This window comes from Nocardioides panzhihuensis (genome assembly GCF_013408335.1).
GTDB classification, from domain to species: Bacteria; Actinomycetota; Actinomycetes; order Propionibacteriales; family Nocardioidaceae; genus Nocardioides; species Nocardioides panzhihuensis.
Genome location: NZ_JACBZR010000001.1, coordinates 3,917,284 through 3,937,614, shown reverse-complemented (window position 1 = coordinate 3,937,614; position 20,331 = coordinate 3,917,284). Strand labels below are relative to the sequence as shown.

The following is a 20,331-nucleotide window of genomic DNA, read 5'->3' as shown; positions in this document are numbered from 1 at the left end:
TGTCGCTGCCTGGTAGGCCCATAGCTTGCGGACACACCTCTCTGAAAGCAGCTGACCATGGTCACCGAGCACACCGCCGCATTCACCAGGATGCGCGCGATCGTCCAGACCAAGTACGGCGACTCCGGCGCCCTTCACCTCGACCGCGTCGCCGTCCCCGAGATCGCGGACGGCCAGGTTCTCGTACGCACCCACGCCGCCGGACTCGACCGCGGCACCTGGCACATGATGACGGGCAAGCCGTACCTGATGCGGATCGCCGGGATGGGTTTCAAGGGGCCCAAGGACAGGGTGCCGGGTCGTGATCTGGCAGGCATCGTCGAGTCGGTCGGGTCCGCGGTCACGAGGTTCGCGGTCGGCGACGAGGTCTACGGCATCGGCCGTGGTGCCTTCGCCGAGCTAGCGGTCGCCTCCGAGGCCAAGCTCGCCCACAAACCTGCGAGCCTCAGCTTCGAGCAGGCCGCGGTGGTGCCGATCTCTGCCGGCACCGCGCTGCAGGCGCTGACCGACCAGGGTCGTCTCGGGGCCGGACAGTCGGTGCTGGTCATCGGGGCGTCGGGTGGGGTGGGCGGCTATGTCGTCCAACTGGCCAAGAGGCGCTCGACCGCCTCCCGACGATCGACGTGCTCGTCAACAACGTCGGTGGCTACTGGGACACCCGTCAGGTCACCGCCGACGGGATCGAGCGCACCCTCGCCGTCAACCACCTCGCCCCGTTCCTGCTGACGGAGCTGCTGCTGGCCCGGCTGAAGCGGAGTGCCTACGCCCGGGTGGTGACCGTCGCGTCCCAGGCGCACGCCCAGGGCTGGATCGACTTCGACGACATCCAGGGCGAGCGCTCCTACTCCGGGGCTGGTGCCTACAGCCAGTCGAAGCTCGCCAACATCCTGTTCACCCACGAGCTCGCGCGGCGCCAGCCGAGGGTGACCGCCAACGCGGTCCATCCCGGCGTGGTGAGCACCGCGTTCGGGGCCGAGGACCCCGGACGTACGCAACGGCTCCTCGTCCCGCTCCTGCGGCCGTTCATGAAGAGCCCGGCCAAGGGTGCGGCGACCTCGATCTACGCGACCACCGCCCCGGAGCTCGTGGGTGCCACGGGCGGCTACCTCGCCAACAGCAAGGCCCGGCGTTCCGCCCCGCTCAGCTACAACCAGGACCTCGCCTCACGCCTGTGGCGGGTCAGCGAGGATCTCGTCAGAGCGGACTAGCCCTACCTGACCAGACGCTCCCGTCCCGCCACCATCGCCGAGACCACCAGGCCGGCTGCGGCGATCCAGAGCGGGATCATCGCCAGGATCCACGACCCGGTGGCGCCCTGGATCAGCCCGACCAGGAACGGGCCGCAGGCGCCGACGGTGTAGCCGAACAGCTGCATCATCGCCGAGAGCCGGGCAGCGACGTGGTCGTCGGCGCTGCGCAGGACCAGGATCGTGAAGGCGTAGGAGATGCCCATCCCCTGCACGATCCCGCCGGCCACGGACCAGATCAGCCACAGGCCGGGGGCGAGGACGAGTCCGAGGAGCATGGCCAGCCAGACCGCGCCGATCGTGATGCCCAGGACTCTCTGGTCCCGCCCACGGTGGACAAGAGCAGGCACCAGCAGTGTGCCGGGGATGCCCAGCACCTGGAAGAGCGACATCGCCAGCCCGGCATCGGCCAGGCTCAGCCCGGCCGAGTCGCGCAGCAGGGTGGGCATCCAGGCGGTCACCCCGTAGTAGGTCACCGACTGCAGGCCGAGGAAAGCCGTGACGGCCCAGGCCACCGGATTCGTACTCAGCCGCGCGCCCATCCCGCCGGCGCGCGGAACCGCGGTCATCGGTGAGCGGTGCGCCGCGGTCGCGGGCCCGGCGAGCGCCACGACGGCGACCAGCGCCATGAGCGCCCACGCCGCCAGTGCGTGCCGCCAGCCCAGCCAGACGGCCAGCGGCGCGGTCAGTCCGGCCGCGAGCGCGGCCCCGGTCGCCAGGGAGGCGGTCGTGACCCCGGTGATCCGACCGGCGGCGGACCCGAAGTCACGCTTCACCGCGACGGGCATCAAGACGTTGCCGACCGTCATCGCCAGCCCGAGGACCACGGTTGCGGCCAGGAGCAGCCAGACACCGGCGTACGGGCGGACCGCGGTGGCCAGTGCGATGACCAGGCAGCCGACGAGCAGCGCCCGGTAGATCCCCAGCCGGCGACCCAGCCATACCGCGCCGGGTGCGCCGAGTGCGAAGCAGAGGACCGGGAGGCTGGTCAGCAGCCCGGCCGTCGCCGAGGACATGTGCAGGTCGGCGCGGATGTCGGGGAGGACGGGCGAGACCGCGGCGATCGAGCCGCGCAGGTTGAGACCTACGACGAGGATGGCCGCGAGCAGGCCGTACTTGAACCGAGCCACTCAGAATCCGATCGGGAGTCCTGCATAGTTCTCCGCCAGCCCCGCTGCCGCGTGCTGGCTGGAGGTCACCCAGCGTAGCTGGGAGAGCTGGAGCTGGGTGTCGAACGGGTCCTCGGTGGTGTGCAGCATGGTGGTCATCCACCAGGAGAAGTGGGTGCAGCGCCAGACCCGGCGCAGCGCGGTCTCTGAGTAGCCGTCGGCGAGGCGTGGGTCACCCTTGAGGAGCGCGGTGAGCGCGGGCGCGAGCAGTGCGACGTCGGCGATCGCGAGATTGAGGCCCTTGGCTCCGGTGGGCGGGACGATGTGGGCGGCGTCGCCGGCGAGGAAGAGCCGGCCGTGGCGCATCGGCGTGGAGACGTGGGAGCGCATCGGGAGGACGCTGCGGTCGGTGATCTGACCCGGCTGGAGCGTCCAGCCGTTCTGTCCGTGGCCGAGCCGGGCGGCGAGCGCGTCCCAGATCTGGTCGTCGGACCAGCTCGCCGGGTCGGTGCCGTTCGGCACCTGGAGGTAGAACCGGGAGACGCTCTCCGAGCGCATCGAGTGCAGGGCGAAGCCGTCGGGGTGCCAGGCGTAGATCAGCTCGTCGGTCGAGGGCGCGACGTCGGCGAGGATGCCGAACCAGCTGTAGGGATAGGTGCGGTCCCAGCTCTCTCGGGCCGGGATCGCGGCCCGGCTGGGGCCGAAGGAGCCGTCGCAGCCGACGATCGCATCCGCGACGACCGTCCGGGCACGGCCCTCGGAGTCGGTGAAGGTGACCGAGGGGCGGTCGGACTCGATGTCGTGCAGCGCGGTGTCGGTGACCTCGTAGTGGACGACCTGCCCGGCGGCGCGCCGGGCATCGATGAGGTCCTTCTGGATCTCGGTCTGCCCGTAGACGTAGACCGCGCGGCCGACCAGGTCGACGAAGTCGAGGTGGTGGCGCTCCTCGGGCCACTGCAGGTAGATCCCGCGGTGCTTGTCGGCGTCACGAGTCAGCCGGTCGCCGAGTCCGACCTCGGTGAGCAGGTCGACGCTCGACTGCTCCAGGATGCCGGCGCGGATCCGGGCCGCGACGTACTCCTCCGACCGGGTCTCCACCACGACCGAGTCGACCCCGTCGGCCGCGAGGAGATGGCTCAGCAGCATCCCCGCGGGACCGGCGCCGACGATCACGACCTGCGTACGTTCATCTGCCATGGGGTGAGTCAACCTCCGTTCGGGTGGCCACCGCCATCGCCACTTTCCACTGAATGAAAACCCCGGGTACGGATCCCGGTTCGACAGGGGCCGCTGCCCGTCGAGCTGAACCAAATGATGCGGACGGGCTCTTGTGTCCGCACCGGCAGGTCCCTACGGTCGAGGCACACGTTGTGACCCGAGTCACAAACTGAAAAGGAGCGCCTCTGATGCCCGACGTCCTCGCTGACCGCGCCGCCATCGAGTCCCAGATCGGCGACCAGACCATGGTCGACATCCTCGCCAAGGTCGTCGCCGAACGCGGCGCCGAGCCGGCCTTCTCCGACCGGCACACTGCCGACGGCACCGGTTGGCGCACGCTGACCTGGGGCGAGCTGCACCAGCGGGCTCGCGAGCTCGCGGCTGCCTACATCGAGGCTGGTCTGAAGCCGGGGGAGTCGGTCGCGATCATGGCCGCCAACCGCATCGAGCACGTCCTCGCCGACCTGGCCGCGGTGCTCGCCGGCGGGGTCCCGATCAGCATCTACAACACCCTCGCGCCCGACCAGGTCGGCTATGTCGCCGAGCATGCGGACCCACGGATCGTGGTGCTGGAGACCGACGATCACGTCGCCCGCTGGGCGCTCGGGCTGAAGCGGGAGGAGATCGTCCGTGTCGTCACGATCGACGCAACCGTGGCGGACGATCCGCGGGCGATCGCCTGGGACGACTTCGTGTCCTCGGGGGCGGCCGCGCTGGCCGAGGTCGGCGACGAGCTGGACGCTCGAGGCGCGGCGGTGACCCAGGACGACACCGTCACCATGCTCTACACCTCGGGTACGACCGGGCAGCCCAAGGGGGTGGTGCTCACCCACCGCAACATCGTCTTCGAGACGACCTCCTCGCTGGCGACCTCCGGTGTCGAGGAGCCGGGGGTGCTGGTCTCCTACCTGCCGTTCGCGCACATCGCCGAGCGGGTGCTCAGTCTCTACATCCCGCAGTTCAACGGCGGTCACGTCTACCTGATCCAGGACCCCTCGCTGCTGCTCGCCAGCCTCCAGGAGGTGCATCCGACCAGCTTCTTCGGGGTGCCCCGGGTCTGGGAGAAGATCCGCACCGGCGTCACCGCTCTGCTCGCCGCCGAGACCGACGACGCCAAGCGGGAGGCCGTGGAGAAGGCGATGGCGGTCGGGCTGGCCTACGTCGAGTCGCAGCAGACCGGGCAGACGACCTCCGCCGAGCTCCAGGCGCAGTTCGAGCAGGCCGACGCGTCGGTGCTCTCGATCATGCGCGCGCTCCTCGGTCTCGACAAGGTCGAGTGGGCCGCCAGCGCCGCCGCGCCGATGCCCATCGAGGTGGCGAGGTTCTTCGCCGGCCTCGGGCTGAAGATCTACGACGTCTACGGCATGACCGAGACCACCGGGGCGGCCACCGGCAACGGCCCCGACGGCTTCCGGCTCGGCACCGTCGGCCGCGCGCAGCCCGGGATCGAGGTGCGCATCGCCGATGACGGCGAGATCCTGTTCCGCGGTCCGATCATGACCCCTGGCTACGTACGACGGCCGGAGGCCACGGCCGAGCTCTTCGACGCCGACGGCTGGCTGCACACCGGCGACATCGGCTCGCTGGACGAGGACGGGTTCCTGACCGTGGTCGACCGCAAGAAGGAGATGATCATCAACTCTGCGGGCAAGAACATCGCGCCGTCCAACATCGAGAACCTCCTCAAGGAGAGCCCGCTGGTCGGTCACGCCATGGTGGTCGGTGACGCTCGCTCGTACGTCGTCGCCGTGCTCACCCTCGACGGCGAGATCGCTCCGGTGGTCGCTCAGAAGCTCGGGGTCGAGGCCGGCTCGCTCGCCGAGCTCGCCCAGCACCCGGTCATCCGGGGCGCCGTGGCCAAGGCCGTGGACGCCGCCAACGCCCGGCTCTCCCGCCCCGAGCAGGTCAAGGCCTTCGAGCTGCTCGGCGAGGAGTGGACCGCCGAGTCCGAGGAGCTCACCCCGACCCTGAAGCTGAAGCGCCGGGTGGTGAGCAAGAAGTACGCCGACATCATCGACGGGCTGTACGCCGAGGCGCAAGGCTGAGTCGCCCGGGTTGTGAAGCCGAGAGTGGTCTATCGGTCACTCTCGGCTTCACAACGTCGGAGGCCTCCGCAGATCGGACATCGTGTTGGCCCAGCCGCCGTCGCGTCGGATCTGCACGACCGCGATGAGGACCAGGACAGCCGCGGTCGCGAAGTGGATCACCGCGTCGGTGACGTGGTCGGGCATGTGCATGACCCACATGACCTGCGGTGAGATGAGCGCCCAGATCCCGGGAACGGTGCCGGCGACGGCCGCGGCCAGGAGATAGAGCACCGACCAGGAGTTGCGGCGGCACAGGAACAGACCGGGCGCGAACAGCGCGAACCCGGCGACCGCGTGCCAGCCGTTGTAGTCCATCCCCAGCACCTTCTGCGTCGGGGCGTGGTGGCCGACCTCGAAGCTCGGCTCTGCGATGAATCCGGCGATCGCCCACAGGATGTGGACCGTGCAGACCACCAGGACCGCCCACTGGGTGAACGTCCAGCGCGTGCCCGAACGCGTCTCTTGATAGATCGTTCTAGTCATATATTGACCATAGACGTTCCCGTTCACAGGCGCTACCGAAAGTTCAGGCGATGACCAACACGCGTACGCGGATCCTCGATGCCAGCACCGAGCTCTTCCGCAGACAGGGCATGTCCGGCACCGGCCTCAAGCAGATCGCCGAGGTGGCCAAGGCGCCGTTCGGATCGATCTACCACTTCTTCCCCGGTGGCAAGGACGACCTGGCGGGCGAGACGATCCGGCGCGCGGGCGGGGAGTACCGAGACCTGGTCCTGGCCTTCTTCGCCGGTCCCGACGACTTGCTCACCAATGTCGAGACCGCGTTCGCGGCCGCCGCCACGGTGCTGGTGGAGACCGACTATGCCGACGCCTGCCCGATCGCCACCGTCGCGCTCGAGGTCGCGAGCACCAACGAGCCGCTGCGCCAGGCGACCGCCGAGGTGTTCGCCGACTGGATCGAGGCCGGCGGGCGGCATCTCGAGCAGCGGGGAGTTCCGCCCGAGGCCGCCCGCGGCCTGATCATCGGCTTCATCACGAGCCTCGAGGGCGCCTTCGTCCTGGCTCGGTCGCTGCGGTCCACCGAGCCGCTGGAGGCGGCCGGCCACACCGTACGGGCCGCGGTGCGGGAGGCGTTGGGCACCGCGGCCTAGAGGTCAGCGAGCCGTCGGCGCGGAGACGGCGTCCAGGCGGTCCACCTCCTCGTCGGTGAGCCGGAGGGCGCCGGCGGCGATGTTCTCCGCGAGGTGCGCGGGGTCGGCGGTGCCGGGGATGGCGAGCACGTGCGGGCCCTGGTGGAGGGTCCAGGCGAGGCGTACCTGGGCGGGGGTCGCGGAGTGCGCCTCTGCGATGGCCTCGACCACGTGGCGTCCGGTCTCGTCGGGGACGGTTCCAGGGACCGCTCCGGCGACGGCGGCGCCGATGGAGTTGAAGGGCACGAACGCGACCCCGTGCTCGCCGCACAGCCGCAGCAGCGCGTCGTCCTCGCGGCGGGTGGTGAGACCGTACTGGTTCTGTACGCAGGCCACCGGCCCGATCACGAGCGCCTCCGTGAGCTGCTCAGGGCCGATGTTGGAGAGGCCGACATGCTCGACCAGGCCCGCCTCGCGCAGGTCGAGCAGGGCGCCGAAGTGGTCGGCGATGGACCCGGTGCCGCGCTCGCGCCCGACTCCCCAGCGCAGGTTCACCACGTCGAGGTGGTCGAGGCCGAGCTGGCGGATGTTCTCCTCGACCTGGTCGCGCAGGCGCTCGGGACGGGTCTCTGACTCCCAGGCGCCGTCGCGTCCGCGCGGGGTGGGGCCGACCTTGGTCGCGATCACCAGGTCGTCGTCGTACGGCTGGAGGGCGGTCGCGATCAGCTCGTTGGCCGACCGCGTGGGGGTGAAGTAGATCGCCGCGGTGTCGATGTGGTTCACGCCGAGCTCGACAGCGCGGCGGAGCACGGCGATCGCGGCCTCGCGGTCGGGGGCGATCGGGGTGGACAGGTTGCCGATCAGGCGCATCGCACCGAAGCCGATCCGGTTGATCTGCTTCTCGCCGAGCTGCCAGGTGCCGGCGGTGCCGGCGGTGCCGGCGGTGCCGGCGGTGATGTGGTTCGTCGTCATGCTCTCCAGCGTCGCGACCAGCTGCCGCGTACTCACGCCGTTGGCAGGTTGTTGCCGATCGCCGCTCGCGCCTTGGTGGGCGAGGGAGGATCGATGCCATGACGAACACCGTGGGGACGATCCGGACGGGCGGGACCGTCGCCCTCGTTCGCGGCGAGGAGGAGCTGGTGCGGCGCACCTCGCATCTGTTCGCGGTCGCCACCGACATCGCCTGTGCGGCGATCGACCTGCGCACCTGGTCGGCCGCGCGGACCGATGCCGGCATCCGGGCCGCGCTGTGCGGTCGCGACGGCGCCGAGGTGCGGCTGCGGAAGGTCTATCGGCCCAACGTGCTGCTCGACCCGACCTCCGCCGCTCATCTGCGCGAGATCCGCGACACCCGTGGCGCCCAGATCCGGATCACTCCCGACGAGATCAACGAGACGATCCTGATCGACCGCCGGGTGGCGATCCTCGCCGGCGACCGGCGCCTGGGCGAGCGCAGCTTCAGCATCGTCACCCAGCCCGAGGTGGTCCAGGGCGTCACCTCCCTCTTCGATGCGGCGTGGCGTTCGGCGACCTCGGTGGACGCCTACGACGCCCGGATCGCCGAGCTGCGCGACATCGCTCCGCAGGTGCTCGACCTGCTCGGCCGAGGCGTGAAGGACGAGGCCGCGGCGCGCACCCTCGGGCTCGGCGTACGCACCTACCGGCGCCGGGTCGCCGAGCTCATGGAGGCGCTCGGCGCCTCGTCCCGGTTCCAGGCGGGCGTACGCGCCCGGGAGCTCGGGCTCGTCTGACCGTTCCGGTCGACGGTGTCCGGATCCTGATGGCGCCGTCGGGATCTTCGGGGCCGCCCGGTAACGTCGAGAGTGACTTGTTCGGGCGGGTCAGGAGGTCTGCGGTGCGTTGCTTCATCGTCGTCAAGGGGCGCAGCGACGCCGAGCGCTGGGACTGGGTTCTGGCCGGTCCGGAGCTGCGCGCGGCGGGATCGCTGGGTGCGCGCGGGACCGAGGACGCGATCATCGCGGCGCTCGGAGCCGCGTACGACTCGCTGCAGTCGCTCGCACCGGTTCAGGTCGTAGTCGCGCTTCCGTCCAACTCGCGGTTCTGGATTCTGACCGACGAGATCGCGTCCGCGTATCCAGGGGTCGCCGTGGTGCCGTTCGTCGACGAGGACGCGGACATCCGCGCCGAGGCGGTCGAGGCGCTGGCCGTCCATCGCGCCGGCCCGTTGCCACCACTGGTGGTGGCGACCGACGGCTCGGCGCACCGCGGGTACATCGGGTGGGGCTGGCTCGCCGGCGACGGACAGCACGGCTTCGGGCGGCAGATGCCCAACGCCCGGATCCGCGATCCGCAGTCGCTGGTGGTCCTGGCCGAGCTCCAGGCGATCGCCGAGGCGGTGCGAGCGCTGCCTCGGCGCACGCTGACCATCCGGACCGACTCGCGGGTCGCGCTCGCGCTGATCGAGAGCTGGCTCCGGGGCGAGGAGTCCATGCCGAAGGGCTACGACACTGCCCACCGGGCCGAGCTCGCCGGCCTGACCCGGATGCACGACGATCTGTGCCGCGAGTCCGAGCGAGTCTCGTTCGAATGGGTGCGCGGCCATGTCGGCGAGGCACTCAACGAAGGTGCGGACTCGCTCGCGAAGCTCGCCCGGCGTTTCGCCGAGGGGACCTGGGGGCTGACCGCCGAGGAGATCCCCGCGAGGGCGCGGGCGATCGCGGAAACGTTCGCCGTGCCCGTGCCTTCGGGCTCCGCATCTGCGGGGCACATGGCTTCGGGCTCCGCCTCAGCCGGGTAGGTTCGCCTGCTGTGAATGCTCCTGCGGTCACCGTCGCCCCCGACGAGCCTGCGCAGATCCGTGCGCGGCTCGATGCGCTGGGCCTGGACGGCATCTTCGACGTACACACCCATTTCCTGCCCGAGCGGATGCTCGAGAAGGTCTGGTCCTACTTCGACGCGGTCGGTCCGATGACCGGCCGGGCGTGGCCGATCGCCTACCGGCACACCGAGGAGGAGCGGCTCCGCGTGCTGAGGGGCCTCGGCGTAGGTCACTTCTCGGCGCTCACCTATCCGCACAAGCCCCAGATGGCGGCGTGGCTGAACGAGTGGGGTGCGGAGTTCGCTGCCGACAAGCCGGACTGCCTGCAGTCCGCGACGTTCTACCCGGAGCCGGGGGCGGGCGAGTGTGTGCGCGAGGCGGTGGAGGCAGGGGCGCGGATCTTCAAGGCGCACGTCCAGGTCGGTGACTACGACCCCAACTCGCCGCTGCTGGACCCGGTCTGGGAGGTGCTCTCGCAGTCGCGTACGCCGCTGGTGATCCACTCCGGCCACGGGCCCGCGCCGGGGCGTTTCACCGGGCCGGCCGGCATGGAGGCGCTGCTCGAGCGCTATCCGGATCTGGTGCTGATCATCGCCCACATGGGGCTGCCGGACTACTCACGATTCCTCGATCTGGCGGAGAAGTACGACGGGGTGCACCTGGACACGACCATGGCCTTCACCGCCTTCACCGAGGCGATGGCGCCCTTCCCGGCCGAGGAGATGCCACGCCTGAAGGCGCTGGGGGAGCGGGTGCTGTTCGGGAGCGACTTCCCGAACATCCCCTATCCGTATCTGGAGGCGGTCGACGCGGTTCTGGGTCTCGGGCTCGGGGACGAGTGGGCGCGCGGGGTGCTCTACGAGAATGCCGCGCGGCTCTTCCGGCTCTAGCCCGGCTGTGCCTGCTCCAAGAACTTGCGGGCCGCGTCGACAAGCCGGGTGAGCGCGGTCCGCGACTCGTTCCGGCCCTGGTCGAACTCCTCGGAGGTGATCCCGGGCCTCATCGCCTCGATGACCTCGAGCGCCAGGCGACATTGCTTTCGCAGCTCCTGGTCCTCGACCAGCAGCTCGACTCGTAGTCGTGCCGACACGGCCGCCGCGCGTACCTCGTAGTTCTGCCGTCGGAGGGTGTCCTGGTCGTCGCGATCCTCGTTGACGGAGTGCCACCGGTCCATCCGGACACGTCGGTAGGTGGTGAGTGCCTCCGCGTAGACCGCGATCGCGTCGACCCGTTCCTGCCGCCGGCGCTCTACCCCGGCCAGTGCCTGCTGCTGACGAACTGTGCTCCGCTGGATCGCGTACGTCGCCAGAGAGCCGAGGAGGGTGCCGAGCACTGCCACCACACTCGCGAAGATCGCTGTCACCTGCGTAGCCAACCAGGTCGGTGCTCGTCCGTGTGCGCTTTGCCGCAAAGTACGCCGCCCGGAGGACCGGTCAGGCCACGGCGGTCTCCTCGAAGCTGCCGGTGAGGATCTGGACGATGTCGGGGAAACCGAGTGCGAGCCGGTTGAACCGGGGCGACTCCGCGGCGACCACCAGGTGCTTGGCGAGCTCGAGCTCGTCCCGGGCCCACGGGATCAGCCCCGCACGGTCCAGGTTCGCCGAGTTGGCAGCGCCGTGGCCGGAGATCGAGCGGTAGGTGATCACCGGGGTGCCCGAGGCCAGAGCCTCGAGCGAGGTGAAGCCGCCGGCGTTCTGGACGACGCAGTCGCTGGCCGCCATCAGAGCGCGTACGTCGGTGCGCCAGCCGAGGGCCACGACACCGGGGATCCGCTCCAGGCGGCGCTTGAGAAAGGGGTCGGTCGCGCAGAGCACCACCGGGGTCATGTCGCTGTGCGCGAGGATGTCGCGGGCGGTCTGCTCGAGCGCGCCGGCGCCGAGCGAGCCGCCGGTGACCAGCGCCCGCGGGCCGTTCAGCTGGAGGTCCGCCAGGGGGTCGGGGAAGGCGCGCCCCGGCACGTACTCCGCCCCGGCCGGGACCAGCGCCTGGACCACGGACGCGTTGCCGCCGAGCAGTCGGGCCTCGCGGGCGGCGACCTCGTGGATGGCGAGGTTGAGGTCGATGCCCGGGTGGATCCACAGCGCCGGGACCGCGGCGTCGGTGAGGTAGGTGACGGCCGGCGTCGTCAGCTGACCGGTGGTGCGCAGCTCACCGATGACCTGGGAGCAGAACGGGTGGGTGGAGACGACCAGGTCGGCGCCGCGCGTGGCTTCGATGACGGGGCGAGCGGAGAGGCGAAGAAGCTGCGCGAAGGGCCTGTGGAGCGGGCGTCCCGGCATGACCATGCTCATCGTGGTTCCCCAGGAGTCGGGGCTGACCTGGAGCTGCATCTTGTAGCCGAGCTTCAGCCCGCGTCCGAGCCGCCACGGCATCAGATCGACGAAATCGAGGATCTCGACGTCGCACCCGGCCTCTTCGAGTACTCGTGAGATCTCCCGGGAGGCCGAGTTGTGGCCGGCGCCGTAGCTCGCCGAGATGATCGCCACGCGGGGTGCCGAGCCGGGCCGGAGGTGCAGGAGGGGCCCGAGCCGCTCCGAGTCGATGGGCATGCGCCGGATTCTGTAGGCAAGGTGTGACGTCGTGGTGAACGGGACACCCGCCGGCGGCACTCTTCACCATCGGTTCGTCTCGCAGAATCTGCGAGCGTTCTATGGTTCATCCTGTGATCACGGCCCAGGCGTTGCGCGATCGAGCGCGGTCGGCGGTGGCCGAGCTGGGCGGCGGCCCCTTGGCGGTGGCGGTGGTGATGCGCCGGGTCGTTCGGAGCTTCGCGGCAGCGCGGGGACTTCCGCTCACCGATGCTGCTCTCGACTCGGCGGGGCTGCTGTCCGCGCCGAGCGTGGACCGTCCCTCCTTGGATCATCTGGTTTCGGACTATCTGTTCCCGGACGGGACAGCGGTGGACGATCTCGTTCTGGAGGAGATCGGCTACGTCTACGAGGCTCTGCTCGAGGACTCCTCGCGGCGCGACAACGGTGCCCACTACACCCAGCCCGAGCTCGCAGACGAGATCGTCGCGCACACCCTGGCACCGGTCGCCTCCCCGGACGCGACCGTGGTCGACATCGCCGCCGGGAGCGGCGTCTTCCTCCTCGCCTCCGCCCGCTATCTGGCCTCCTCGTGCCAGGTTCCCACGGTCGAGATCGTGACCGGCTGTCTCTACGGTGCCGACATCGACCCGGTCGCGGTCGACATCGCGAAGCTGTCGCTCTGGCTGCTCTGCGAGGACCCCACCCTCCCGCTGACCTTTCTCGACGACCGCATCTTCTGCGGCAACTCGCTGGTGGGGCTCGTCGACCCGGCCGAGCTGCCCGCGAACGTACGCGATCCGAAGGCGTACGCCGACGCCATGATCGCGGTCGCGCTGCCGTTGGGCGGCCGGCCGGGGCGACGGCTCGAAGAGGCGTACGCGGCGCTGAGCAGGGGCCGGCGCAGGCCCGTTCCCGTCGTCCGGCCGATCCACTGGGCGTTGGTCGCTCCTGAGGTGATGGCGCGTGGCGGCTTCGACGCGGTCGTCGGCAACCCGCCCTACCTCGGGGTGAAACGCGTGCGGGACGCGATCGGTCAAGAGCTGCGGGACTATCTCGCCCACACGCTCGCCGGGGGCACCACCAGGCGGGCCGACTACGTCATCTACTTCCTCCTCCGCGCCGCTGCTCTCAGCCGCGGCGAGATCGGGCTGATCACGACCGACTCGGTCAGCGAGGGCGACACGGCGCGGTTCGGCCTCGGCGCCCTCCTGGACCGCGGCTGGCAGGTCGCTCGGGCGGAGCGTTCGGCCCCGTGGCCGACGGCGGGCGTGCGGTTCGCGAAGATCTGGCTCACCATCCGGCCGCTCGACAGCGCCTGGCTCGACGGTCGCCCGGTCTCCGCGATCACCGGCACGCTCGAGGAAGGCCTCTCCCTCCCGGAGCCGGCGCAGCTGGATCTCGAGGTCCCGCTACCGCACGGCTATCAGGGCACGATCGTGCTCGGACGCTCGCTCGTGCTGAGGCCGTCCGAGGCGGAGACCTTCGCTCGCGGCCCGCTCGGGCACGCCGTGCGGCCCTATCTGAGCGGTGAGGACCTGGTGAGGCCGTGTGGCTCGACCGCCTCCCGCTTCGTCGTGGACGTCGGCAAGCTGGGGCTCGAGGAGCTCGCCGAGGACCGTGCGCTCGCGCGTCTCGTACGGTCGAAGGTACGCGCCGAGCGCCGTCGTCACTTCGTGAAGTATCCCCAGCTCAAGGAGCGCTGGTGGGGTTTCCTCAGCCCGGTCGACGAGCTCTATCGCGATGCCGCCGGGCTGTCGCACGTCATCGCGTTCAGCAAGCACAGCAAGCACCTGTGGCCTGTGCTGGTCGGCGCCGACCACGTGTTCTCCAACGGCCTGGTCGTCTACCCGACGCAGGATCCGGCGGCGTACGCGTTCTTGGCCTCCGACCTCCATCGTGTCTGGGCGATGCGCGCCGGCGGCACCATGCTCAACACCGCCTACCGCTACAACCCCTCGCGCCTGCGCGCCACCTACCCGTTCCCCGTCGATCTCGCGCCGCTCCGCCCGGTCGGCAAGGCGCTCCTGGCGGCCCTGGACCGCGTCGGCACCGAGCGCCGGATCGGCATCACCGGCGTACTCAACCTCGTCGGCGACCACCACACCCACGACCTCGCGACCACTGACCTGCGCCAGGCCATCGCCGACGTCAACCACGCGGCCGCCCGCCTGCAGGGCATCGAAGAGTCCCTCGCCACTCCCGATCTGACCCCCACCGGCTTCGGCCTCACCCCGACCCGTCAGCGAGCTCTGATGGCAGCCCTCGTCGACCAGAACCTCACCCTCGCCGAGACGTCACGTACGTCGCCCGAGACGTCACGTACGTCGCCCGAGACGTCACTCCCGTCGCCCGAGACGTCACGTACGTCGGTCGAGACGTCAAGTACGTCGCCCGAGACGTCACCGCGGTGACGTCTCGGCCGACGCGAGTGACGTTTCGGCCGACGGGAGTGACGCCTCGGCTAGACCGGGGTGGCGGGGCCGCCCTCGACAGGAGCGGTGAAGTCGACGGTGCGCTTGGCGTTGGCCAAGGCAGTGACGGTGGCGGTGCCGATGGTGCCCTCGCGGTCGAAGACCTCGGCGGTGCCGACGGAGATGCCCTCGTGGGCGACATGGTCGATGGTGGCGAGGCCGACCTCCATCCCGGCGGGGCGGCGGGCGAGGGCGAGCGAGATGTCGGTGTTGATCCACTCGACGCCGTTGCTGCCCCAGTTGGTGACCATCGAGGTGGCGTCGGCGATGGAGGCCACGGTCTGGAACGGGGTCATCGGCTCGCCGGCGACGGTCGGTACGGCGACCTGCCAGGTGACGTGGCGCCCGGAGTTCTGGTGCTTGCCGAAGTCGTCTGACCAGGGGTTCTCGGAGACGAAGAAGGGCACGTGCGGCTCGGAGGTCGGCGGTGCCACCTCCAGCGGCGGGGGAGCGGCGCGCTCGGTCGACGACCAGACCTCACCGGCGGGGTTCTCGCCGGCGAGCAGGTAGGTGCAGGTCGCCCGGGCAACGACCCGCTCCTCGTCGTCACCAGAGGACTGGACCATCTCGGCGTCGAGCAACGCGATGCGGGGGCCGTTGCGTACGACCCGCGTGCGGATCCGCGTCGGCACCATCCGCGGCGGTCGGAACAGGTCCACGTGATAGCGCGAGGGCACCAGTTCCGAGGCACGTCCGAGCTCCTCGATCTGGTCCTCGAGACCGCGAGCGATCAGGCCGCTGGCGGCCACTCCGTGCATGTGGTCCTCGGCCCACATGCTGCGAGCCATCGGCGTAGGCTCGAAACCGTCATCGGTGCGCCGGAAGAATGCGAGATCCATGCGGACATTCTAGAACGTGTCCTAACTTCGGATTCAGTTGCGAAAACCGGTAAAGAGTAACGGTTCCGTCATCAAAAGCGCTCCAGAACCACGTACCATCGCCACCAAAGCAGCCCCCGATCGAAGAGGACGACGATGAGCACCACGCCTCCCTACCAGGTGACCGACCCCGCAACCGGCGAGGTGATCGAGACCTTCCCGTTCGCCACCGACGCCGAGGTGGAGGAGGCGATGGAGCGGTCCAAGAAGGCGTACGCAGCCTGGCGCTCGACCCCGATCGAGGAGCGTTCCGCGATCGTGAAGCGCGCCGCAGACCTCTTCACCGAGCGCGCCGCGGAGCTCGGGAAGATCATCCGCACCGAGATGGGCAAGAAGGCCTCCTCGGGCGCCGGCGAGGCCGAGTTCTCCGGTGAGATCACCGCCTACTACGCCGACCACGGCCCCGAGCTGCTCGCGGAGACCGACCTGCCCGGCCACGAGGGCAAGGCGGTCATCCAGCGTCTCCCGCTCGGCCCGGTGCTCGGGGTGATGCCGTGGAACTACCCCTACTACCAGGTCGCCCGCTTCGCCGCGCCCAACCTCGTCGCCGGCAACACCGTCATCCTCAAGCACGCCGAGAACTGTCCGCGCTCCTCGGCCGCGATCGCGAAGATCTTCGAGGAGGCCGGCCTTCCCGACGGCGTCTACCAGAACATCTACGCCACCCATGAGCAGATCGCCACGATGATCGCCGACCCGAGGGTCCGGGCGGTCTCCCTGACCGGCTCCGAGCGCGCCGGCACGGCGGTCGCCGAGGCCGCGGGCCGCAACCTGAAGAAGGTCGTCCTCGAGCTCGGCGGCTCCGACCCGTACATCATCCTCGACTCCGACGACATCGACGAGGCCGCCGAGACCGCCTGGGCGACCCGGATGGAGAACGTCGGCCAGGTGTGCAACGGCAACAAGCGGATGATCGTGAACGAAGGCGTCTACGACGACTTCGTCGCGTCCCTCACCAAGCGCGCCGCCGCGATGAAGCCGCTCGAGGGTGAGGACGGCGACGACACCGTCTACTCCCCGCTGGTGGCCCGCAAGGCGGCCGAGGCGCTGCGTGCCCAGATCGAGGACGCGGTCTCCAAGGGGGCAACGCTCCACGCCGGCGGCGAGATCTCCGACGGGCCCGACGCGTTCTTCGCCCCCGCCGTCCTCACCGGGGTCACCCCGCAGATGCGTGCCTACACCGAAGAGCTCTTCGGTCCGGTCGCGGTGGTCTACAAGGTGAGCACGGACGAGGAGGCGGTCGAGCTGGCCAACACGGTGGAGTACGGCCTCGGTGGTGCGGTCTTCTCCACCGACGAGGCCCGCGCGATCGCCGTCGCCCAGCAGCTCGAGGTCGGCATGGCCAACGTCAACACCCCGGCCGGTGAAGGTGCCGACGTCCCCTTCGGCGGCACCAAGCGCTCCGGCTTCGGCCGCGAGCTCGGCCCGCTCGGGATCGACGAGTTCCTCAACAAGCGTCTCTTCTACGTCGAGCGCTGAGCTCACCTCAGCGGGCCTGCTCGGTTGCTCCGGATTCTCTGCGAGAATCCGGAGTGTGGCTGAGAAGGTGTCTTTCGCGAGCATGTCCGGGCCGGTGCTGGCCGGTCTCATCGACCTGCCCGAGGGTGAGGTGCGTGGCTGGGGAGTGTTCAGCCACGGCTTCACCCTCGGTAAGGACTCTCCGGCTGCCGCGCGGATCTGCAAGCAGCTCGCCGCCGAGGGCATCGGGATGCTGCGCTTCGACAACCTCGGACTCGGCGACTCCGAGGGCGACTGGGGCGACGGCTCCTTCACCCACAAGGTCGCCGACACCGTCGAGGCCACCCGGTTCATGGCCGAGCGCGGCACTCCGGCCGAGCTGCTCGTCGGTCACTCCTTCGGCGGCGCGGCGGTCCTGGCCGCGGCCGGGGAGGCCGTCGGTGTCGATGCCGTGGTCACCGTCGGCGCCCCGTTCCAGCCCGCGCACGTCGAGCACAACTACGACGCGGTGCTCTCCAGGGTGCTGGAAGAGGGTCAGTCGCCGTGGATGGCCGGCGGAAAGTCGCTGACCCTCCGCGATCACTTCGTCCACGACGTACGCCGCGCCGACCTGCGCCACAAGATCATGCAGCTCAAGAAGCCGCTCCTGGTCATGCACAGTCCCACCGACAACACGGTGGGCATCGAGAACGCCTCCGACATCTTCAACACCGCCCGCCACCCGCGCTCCTTCGTGGCGCTGGAGGGCTCCGACCATCTCCTCACCCGGAAGGGCCAGGCCAGGCGCGCCGCCCGGATCATCTCGGCCTGGGCGGACCAGTATCTGGTGGACTGACCCGGGGCGCGCGAGTTCTCGCGCGAGTTCTACCGGGCTCTCCCGCACCCTGTCTGACGCCGATGTTTGATCAATTGACAGAAAACGCGGAACGAGACTTCCGCTAACAGGTGTGGGTGGGGTTACACTCGCTGCAAGCGCCCGGCTCGTGGACGTTCGTCGTGGGGACCGAACGAGTCACTGGCCCGGTCGATGAGGCGCCGATCGCGCGTACCCGCTGTTTTGGATGCGGTCGTCAGTCGTCTGCCATCGATCTGCGTGAGCCCTGGGAGGGCGACCGGCCGATGAGGTCGGTATCTGGACATGCCACTCACCCGGTGCGTGGCCCAAGGAGGATTCAGTTGGCTCAGGGAGCCGCTACCCGGCGCAACAACCGGTCCGGCCGTTCGCGAAGCAACGGCAACGCCGGCAAGTCCGGGCAGAACGGTCGCCGCAAGGGCGTCCACAAGGACAACGAGGGCATCATCCCGGTGCTCGCTCAGGTCGTCCGCGAGGTGGAGTCGGCCGTGCAGCGCCGCTCGGCCATGCCCGATGTGCGCACCAAGTTCCAGGTCGTCGCGCTCCTCGCCCGAGACGAGCGCCACCGCGTGCTCGAGGACGAGACCCTCAACGAGGGACGCCGCGCCGAGCAGCTCAAGCGCTTGGACGGGATCGCCACGATCCTCGCCAAGACGGCGACCATGGACTCGCGCCTGTTCGAGCTCCTCGCCGAGGACGCCGAGATCTCCGATGCCGCCGTCGACCTCAAGCACGAGCTGATGGCCCGCGGTGGCGTCGACGTGCCCGAGGACGAGGAGGACGACGAGGACGACACTCCTGTCGTCGCGGTCGCCGACAAGCGTGTGGTCCCGACGAGCGTCATCCAGCGCCAGCTCTCCAACCCGTTCCTGGTGCCCGACTTCACCAACGCTCGCCCGACGGTGCATGCCCGCCGCCTCTCCGGCTGGGAGCTGCTCGGACCGCTGTTCCGAAGCTTCGAGTACGCCGACTCCGGGCCCTCCTGCATGCCGCTGCCCGAGCCGCCCGCCTACGGCCCCGGCCACATCGACGCGCCGGGGACCCGCGAGCTCATGCACCACCAGGCGCAGCTGGTCGCCTCGGCCGCCGAGGGCCACCGTTCCTACCTGCTGGCCGACGAGCCCGGCCTCGGCAAGACCGCTCAGGCCCTGCTCGCCGCCGAGGCGGTCGACGCCTACCCGCTGCTCGTCGTCGTGCCCAACGTCGTCAAGGCCAACTGGGCCCGTGAGGTCGACCTCTGGACGCCGTCAAAGAAGGCGACGGTCGTGCACGGCAACGGTGAGGACATCGACGGCTTCGCCGACATCATCGTGGTCAACTACGAGATCCTCGACCGCCATGTCGGCTGGCTCGGCGAGTTCGGCTTCAAGGGCATGGTCGTCGACGAGGCCCACTTCATCAAGAACAAGTCCTCCCAGCGCTCTCAGCACGTGCTCGCTCTCTCCGAGAAGATCCGGCAGCGGACGGCCAACCCGCTGTTGATGGCGCTGACCGGCACCCCGCTGATCAACGACATCGAGGACTTCCGGGCGATCTGGCAGTTCCTCGGCTGGATCGACCACGTCATGCCGCAGGGCAGTCTGCTCGAGGGGCTCGAGGAGACCGGCCTGACCCCGCAGGACAACAGCTTCTACGGCGCTGCCCGTCGTGTCGTCGTCAACCAGGGCATCGTCCGACGCCGCAAGATCGACGTCGCCAGCGACATCCCGGCCAGGCGCGTGGCCGACCTCCCGGTCGAGCTCGACGACGCCGAGGGCCGCTCGATCCGGGCCGCCGAGGCCGAGCTGGCCAAGCGGATGATGAAGCGGTACGACACCGCCATCGAGACCCGGGTGACCGGCGCCAAGCCGGCCGCCGGCGAGCTCGACCTCGAGCTGATCCGCCGCGTGGCCGCGTGGGAGCGCGAGGACCAGGACGCCTCGACCGGTGAGAACGTCTTCGGCATGATGCGCCGCATCGGCAAGGCGAAGGCCAGCCTGGCCGCCGACTACGCCGCTCAGCTGGCCCGCAACGTCGGCAAGGTCGTCTTCTTCGCCAAGCACATCGAGGTCATGGACACCGCCCAGAAGGTCTTCGAGGAGCGCGGCATCCGCTACTCCACGATCCGCGGTGACCAGACCTCGAAGGCGCGCGAGAAGGCGATCGACGAGTTCATGAACGACCCCGAGGTCGCCGTGATCGTCTGTTCCCTCACCGCCGCCGGCGTCGGCATCAACCTGCAGGCCGCCTCCAACCTGATCCTGGCCGAGCTCTCCTGGACCGACGCCGAGCAGACCCAGGCGATCGACCGCGTCCACCGCATCGGCCAGACCGAGCCGGTCACCGCCTGGCGGATCATCGCGTCACAGACCATCGACACCCGGATCGCCGAGCTGATCGACTCCAAGGCCGGCCTCGCGGCTCGTGCCCTCGACGGCTCCGACGAGGAGGTCACCGACTCCGCCGACATCCAGCTCGAGGCCCTGGTCTCGCTGCTCACCGACGCGCTCCGCAAGCGGGAGTCCGGCCGCCGGAGTCGGCGCACCGCCTGATCCTGGTCCGGCGCTTCACCCGGGCGCCATCTCAGGGAGAATCCTGAGGTGGCGCCTGGGTGCTCCGGCGTAGGCTTG

General features: G+C 69.9%; 18 protein-coding genes. 11 read left to right on the top strand and 7 right to left on the bottom strand.

Annotated features, from left to right (window positions below; all coding sequences use genetic code 11):
- Positions 1-57 precede the first annotated feature (57 nt).
- Together BJ988_RS18655 and BJ988_RS18650 are read left to right on the top strand one after the other, a co-directional pair.
- Entirely contained in the window at positions 58-726 is a 669-nt protein-coding gene (locus tag BJ988_RS18655; protein WP_218860966.1) for an alcohol dehydrogenase catalytic domain-containing protein, read from the top strand.
- Positions 624-1,208, top strand: coding sequence for an SDR family NAD(P)-dependent oxidoreductase (locus BJ988_RS18650; RefSeq protein WP_218860965.1), 585 nt, complete (start codon positions 624-626; stop codon positions 1,206-1,208). The genes BJ988_RS18655 and BJ988_RS18650 overlap by 103 nt, the downstream gene beginning before the upstream one ends.
- A gap of 2 nt (positions 1,209-1,210) precedes the next feature.
- Here the strand turns inward: BJ988_RS18650 and BJ988_RS18645 are convergent, their stop codons facing one another.
- Positions 1,211-2,377 (bottom strand): MFS transporter, encoded by a 1,167-nt coding sequence (locus BJ988_RS18645; protein WP_179659442.1) that lies wholly within the window; start codon positions 2,375-2,377, stop codon positions 1,211-1,213.
- Complete coding sequence (locus BJ988_RS18640) at positions 2,378-3,553, bottom strand: 4-hydroxybenzoate 3-monooxygenase (RefSeq protein WP_179659441.1); 1,176 nt, start codon at positions 3,551-3,553, stop codon at positions 2,378-2,380.
- Positions 3,554-3,762: 209 nt separating this feature from the next.
- On the opposite strand from BJ988_RS18640, the gene BJ988_RS18635 reads away from it, so the two are divergent.
- Entirely contained in the window at positions 3,763-5,619 is a 1,857-nt protein-coding gene (locus tag BJ988_RS18635; protein WP_179659440.1) for an AMP-dependent synthetase/ligase, read from the top strand.
- A gap of 48 nt (positions 5,620-5,667) precedes the next feature.
- Here BJ988_RS18635 and BJ988_RS18630 read toward each other — a convergent pair whose 3' ends face one another.
- Complete coding sequence (locus tag BJ988_RS18630) at positions 5,668-6,144, bottom strand: DUF4383 domain-containing protein (RefSeq protein WP_179659439.1); 477 nt, start codon at positions 6,142-6,144, stop codon at positions 5,668-5,670.
- A 50-nt stretch (positions 6,145-6,194) separates the two neighbouring features.
- On the opposite strand from BJ988_RS18630, the gene BJ988_RS18625 reads away from it, so the two are divergent.
- Complete coding sequence (locus BJ988_RS18625) at positions 6,195-6,773, top strand: TetR/AcrR family transcriptional regulator (RefSeq protein WP_179659438.1); 579 nt, start codon at positions 6,195-6,197, stop codon at positions 6,771-6,773.
- A gap of 3 nt (positions 6,774-6,776) precedes the next feature.
- Here BJ988_RS18625 and BJ988_RS18620 read toward each other — a convergent pair whose 3' ends face one another.
- On the bottom strand, positions 6,777-7,724 hold the full coding sequence (locus BJ988_RS18620; protein WP_179659437.1) for an aldo/keto reductase: 948 nt from the start codon (positions 7,722-7,724) through the stop codon (positions 6,777-6,779).
- Positions 7,725-7,822: 98 nt separating this feature from the next.
- Here BJ988_RS18620 and BJ988_RS18615 point away from each other — a divergent pair, with 98 nt between their 5' ends.
- From BJ988_RS18615 to BJ988_RS18605, 3 genes are all read left to right on the top strand, one after another.
- Positions 7,823-8,503: a response regulator transcription factor gene (locus BJ988_RS18615; protein ID WP_179659436.1), complete on the top strand. Its 681-nt coding sequence runs from the start codon at positions 7,823-7,825 to the stop codon at positions 8,501-8,503.
- Between the two features lie 104 nt (positions 8,504-8,607).
- Positions 8,608-9,510 carry an RNase H family protein gene (locus BJ988_RS30585; protein WP_179659435.1) on the top strand — a complete coding sequence of 301 codons (903 nt, stop codon included), beginning with the start codon at positions 8,608-8,610 and terminating at the stop codon, positions 9,508-9,510.
- Positions 9,511-9,521: 11 nt separating this feature from the next.
- A complete protein-coding gene (locus tag BJ988_RS18605) occupies positions 9,522-10,421 on the top strand; it encodes an amidohydrolase family protein (RefSeq protein WP_343051678.1) in 900 nt (299 codons plus the stop codon).
- Here BJ988_RS18605 and BJ988_RS18600 read toward each other — a convergent pair.
- Positions 10,418-10,894 carry a hypothetical protein gene (locus BJ988_RS18600; protein ID WP_179659434.1) on the bottom strand — a complete coding sequence of 159 codons (477 nt, stop codon included), beginning with the start codon at positions 10,892-10,894 and terminating at the stop codon, positions 10,418-10,420. The genes BJ988_RS18605 and BJ988_RS18600 overlap by 4 nt on opposite strands.
- A gap of 70 nt (positions 10,895-10,964) precedes the next feature.
- Positions 10,965-12,080, bottom strand: a complete 1,116-nt coding sequence (locus BJ988_RS18595; RefSeq protein ID WP_179659433.1) for an MGDG synthase family glycosyltransferase — start codon at positions 12,078-12,080, stop codon at positions 10,965-10,967.
- 113 nt (positions 12,081-12,193) lie between these two features.
- On the opposite strand from BJ988_RS18595, the gene BJ988_RS18590 reads away from it, so the two are divergent.
- A complete protein-coding gene (locus BJ988_RS18590; protein WP_179659432.1) occupies positions 12,194-14,473 on the top strand; it encodes an Eco57I restriction-modification methylase domain-containing protein in 2,280 nt (759 codons plus the stop codon).
- 50 nt (positions 14,474-14,523) lie between these two features.
- Here BJ988_RS18590 and BJ988_RS18585 read toward each other — a convergent pair whose 3' ends face one another.
- Positions 14,524-15,372 carry an acyl-CoA thioesterase domain-containing protein gene (locus tag BJ988_RS18585; protein WP_179659431.1) on the bottom strand — a complete coding sequence of 283 codons (849 nt, stop codon included), beginning with the start codon at positions 15,370-15,372 and terminating at the stop codon, positions 14,524-14,526.
- A 135-nt stretch (positions 15,373-15,507) separates the two neighbouring features.
- On the opposite strand from BJ988_RS18585, the gene BJ988_RS18580 reads away from it, so the two are divergent.
- The 3 genes from BJ988_RS18580 (at position 15,508) to BJ988_RS18570 (ending at position 20,253) form a co-directional block, all read left to right on the top strand.
- Positions 15,508-16,890, top strand: coding sequence for an NAD-dependent succinate-semialdehyde dehydrogenase (locus tag BJ988_RS18580; protein WP_179659430.1), 1,383 nt, complete (start codon positions 15,508-15,510; stop codon positions 16,888-16,890).
- A 55-nt stretch (positions 16,891-16,945) separates the two neighbouring features.
- Positions 16,946-17,704, top strand: coding sequence for an alpha/beta fold hydrolase (locus BJ988_RS18575; protein ID WP_179659429.1), 759 nt, complete (start codon positions 16,946-16,948; stop codon positions 17,702-17,704).
- Positions 17,705-18,045: 341 nt separating this feature from the next.
- Entirely contained in the window at positions 18,046-20,253 is a 2,208-nt protein-coding gene (locus tag BJ988_RS18570; RefSeq protein ID WP_179659428.1) for a DEAD/DEAH box helicase, read from the top strand.
- The last annotated feature ends 78 nt before the right edge of the window (positions 20,254-20,331 follow it).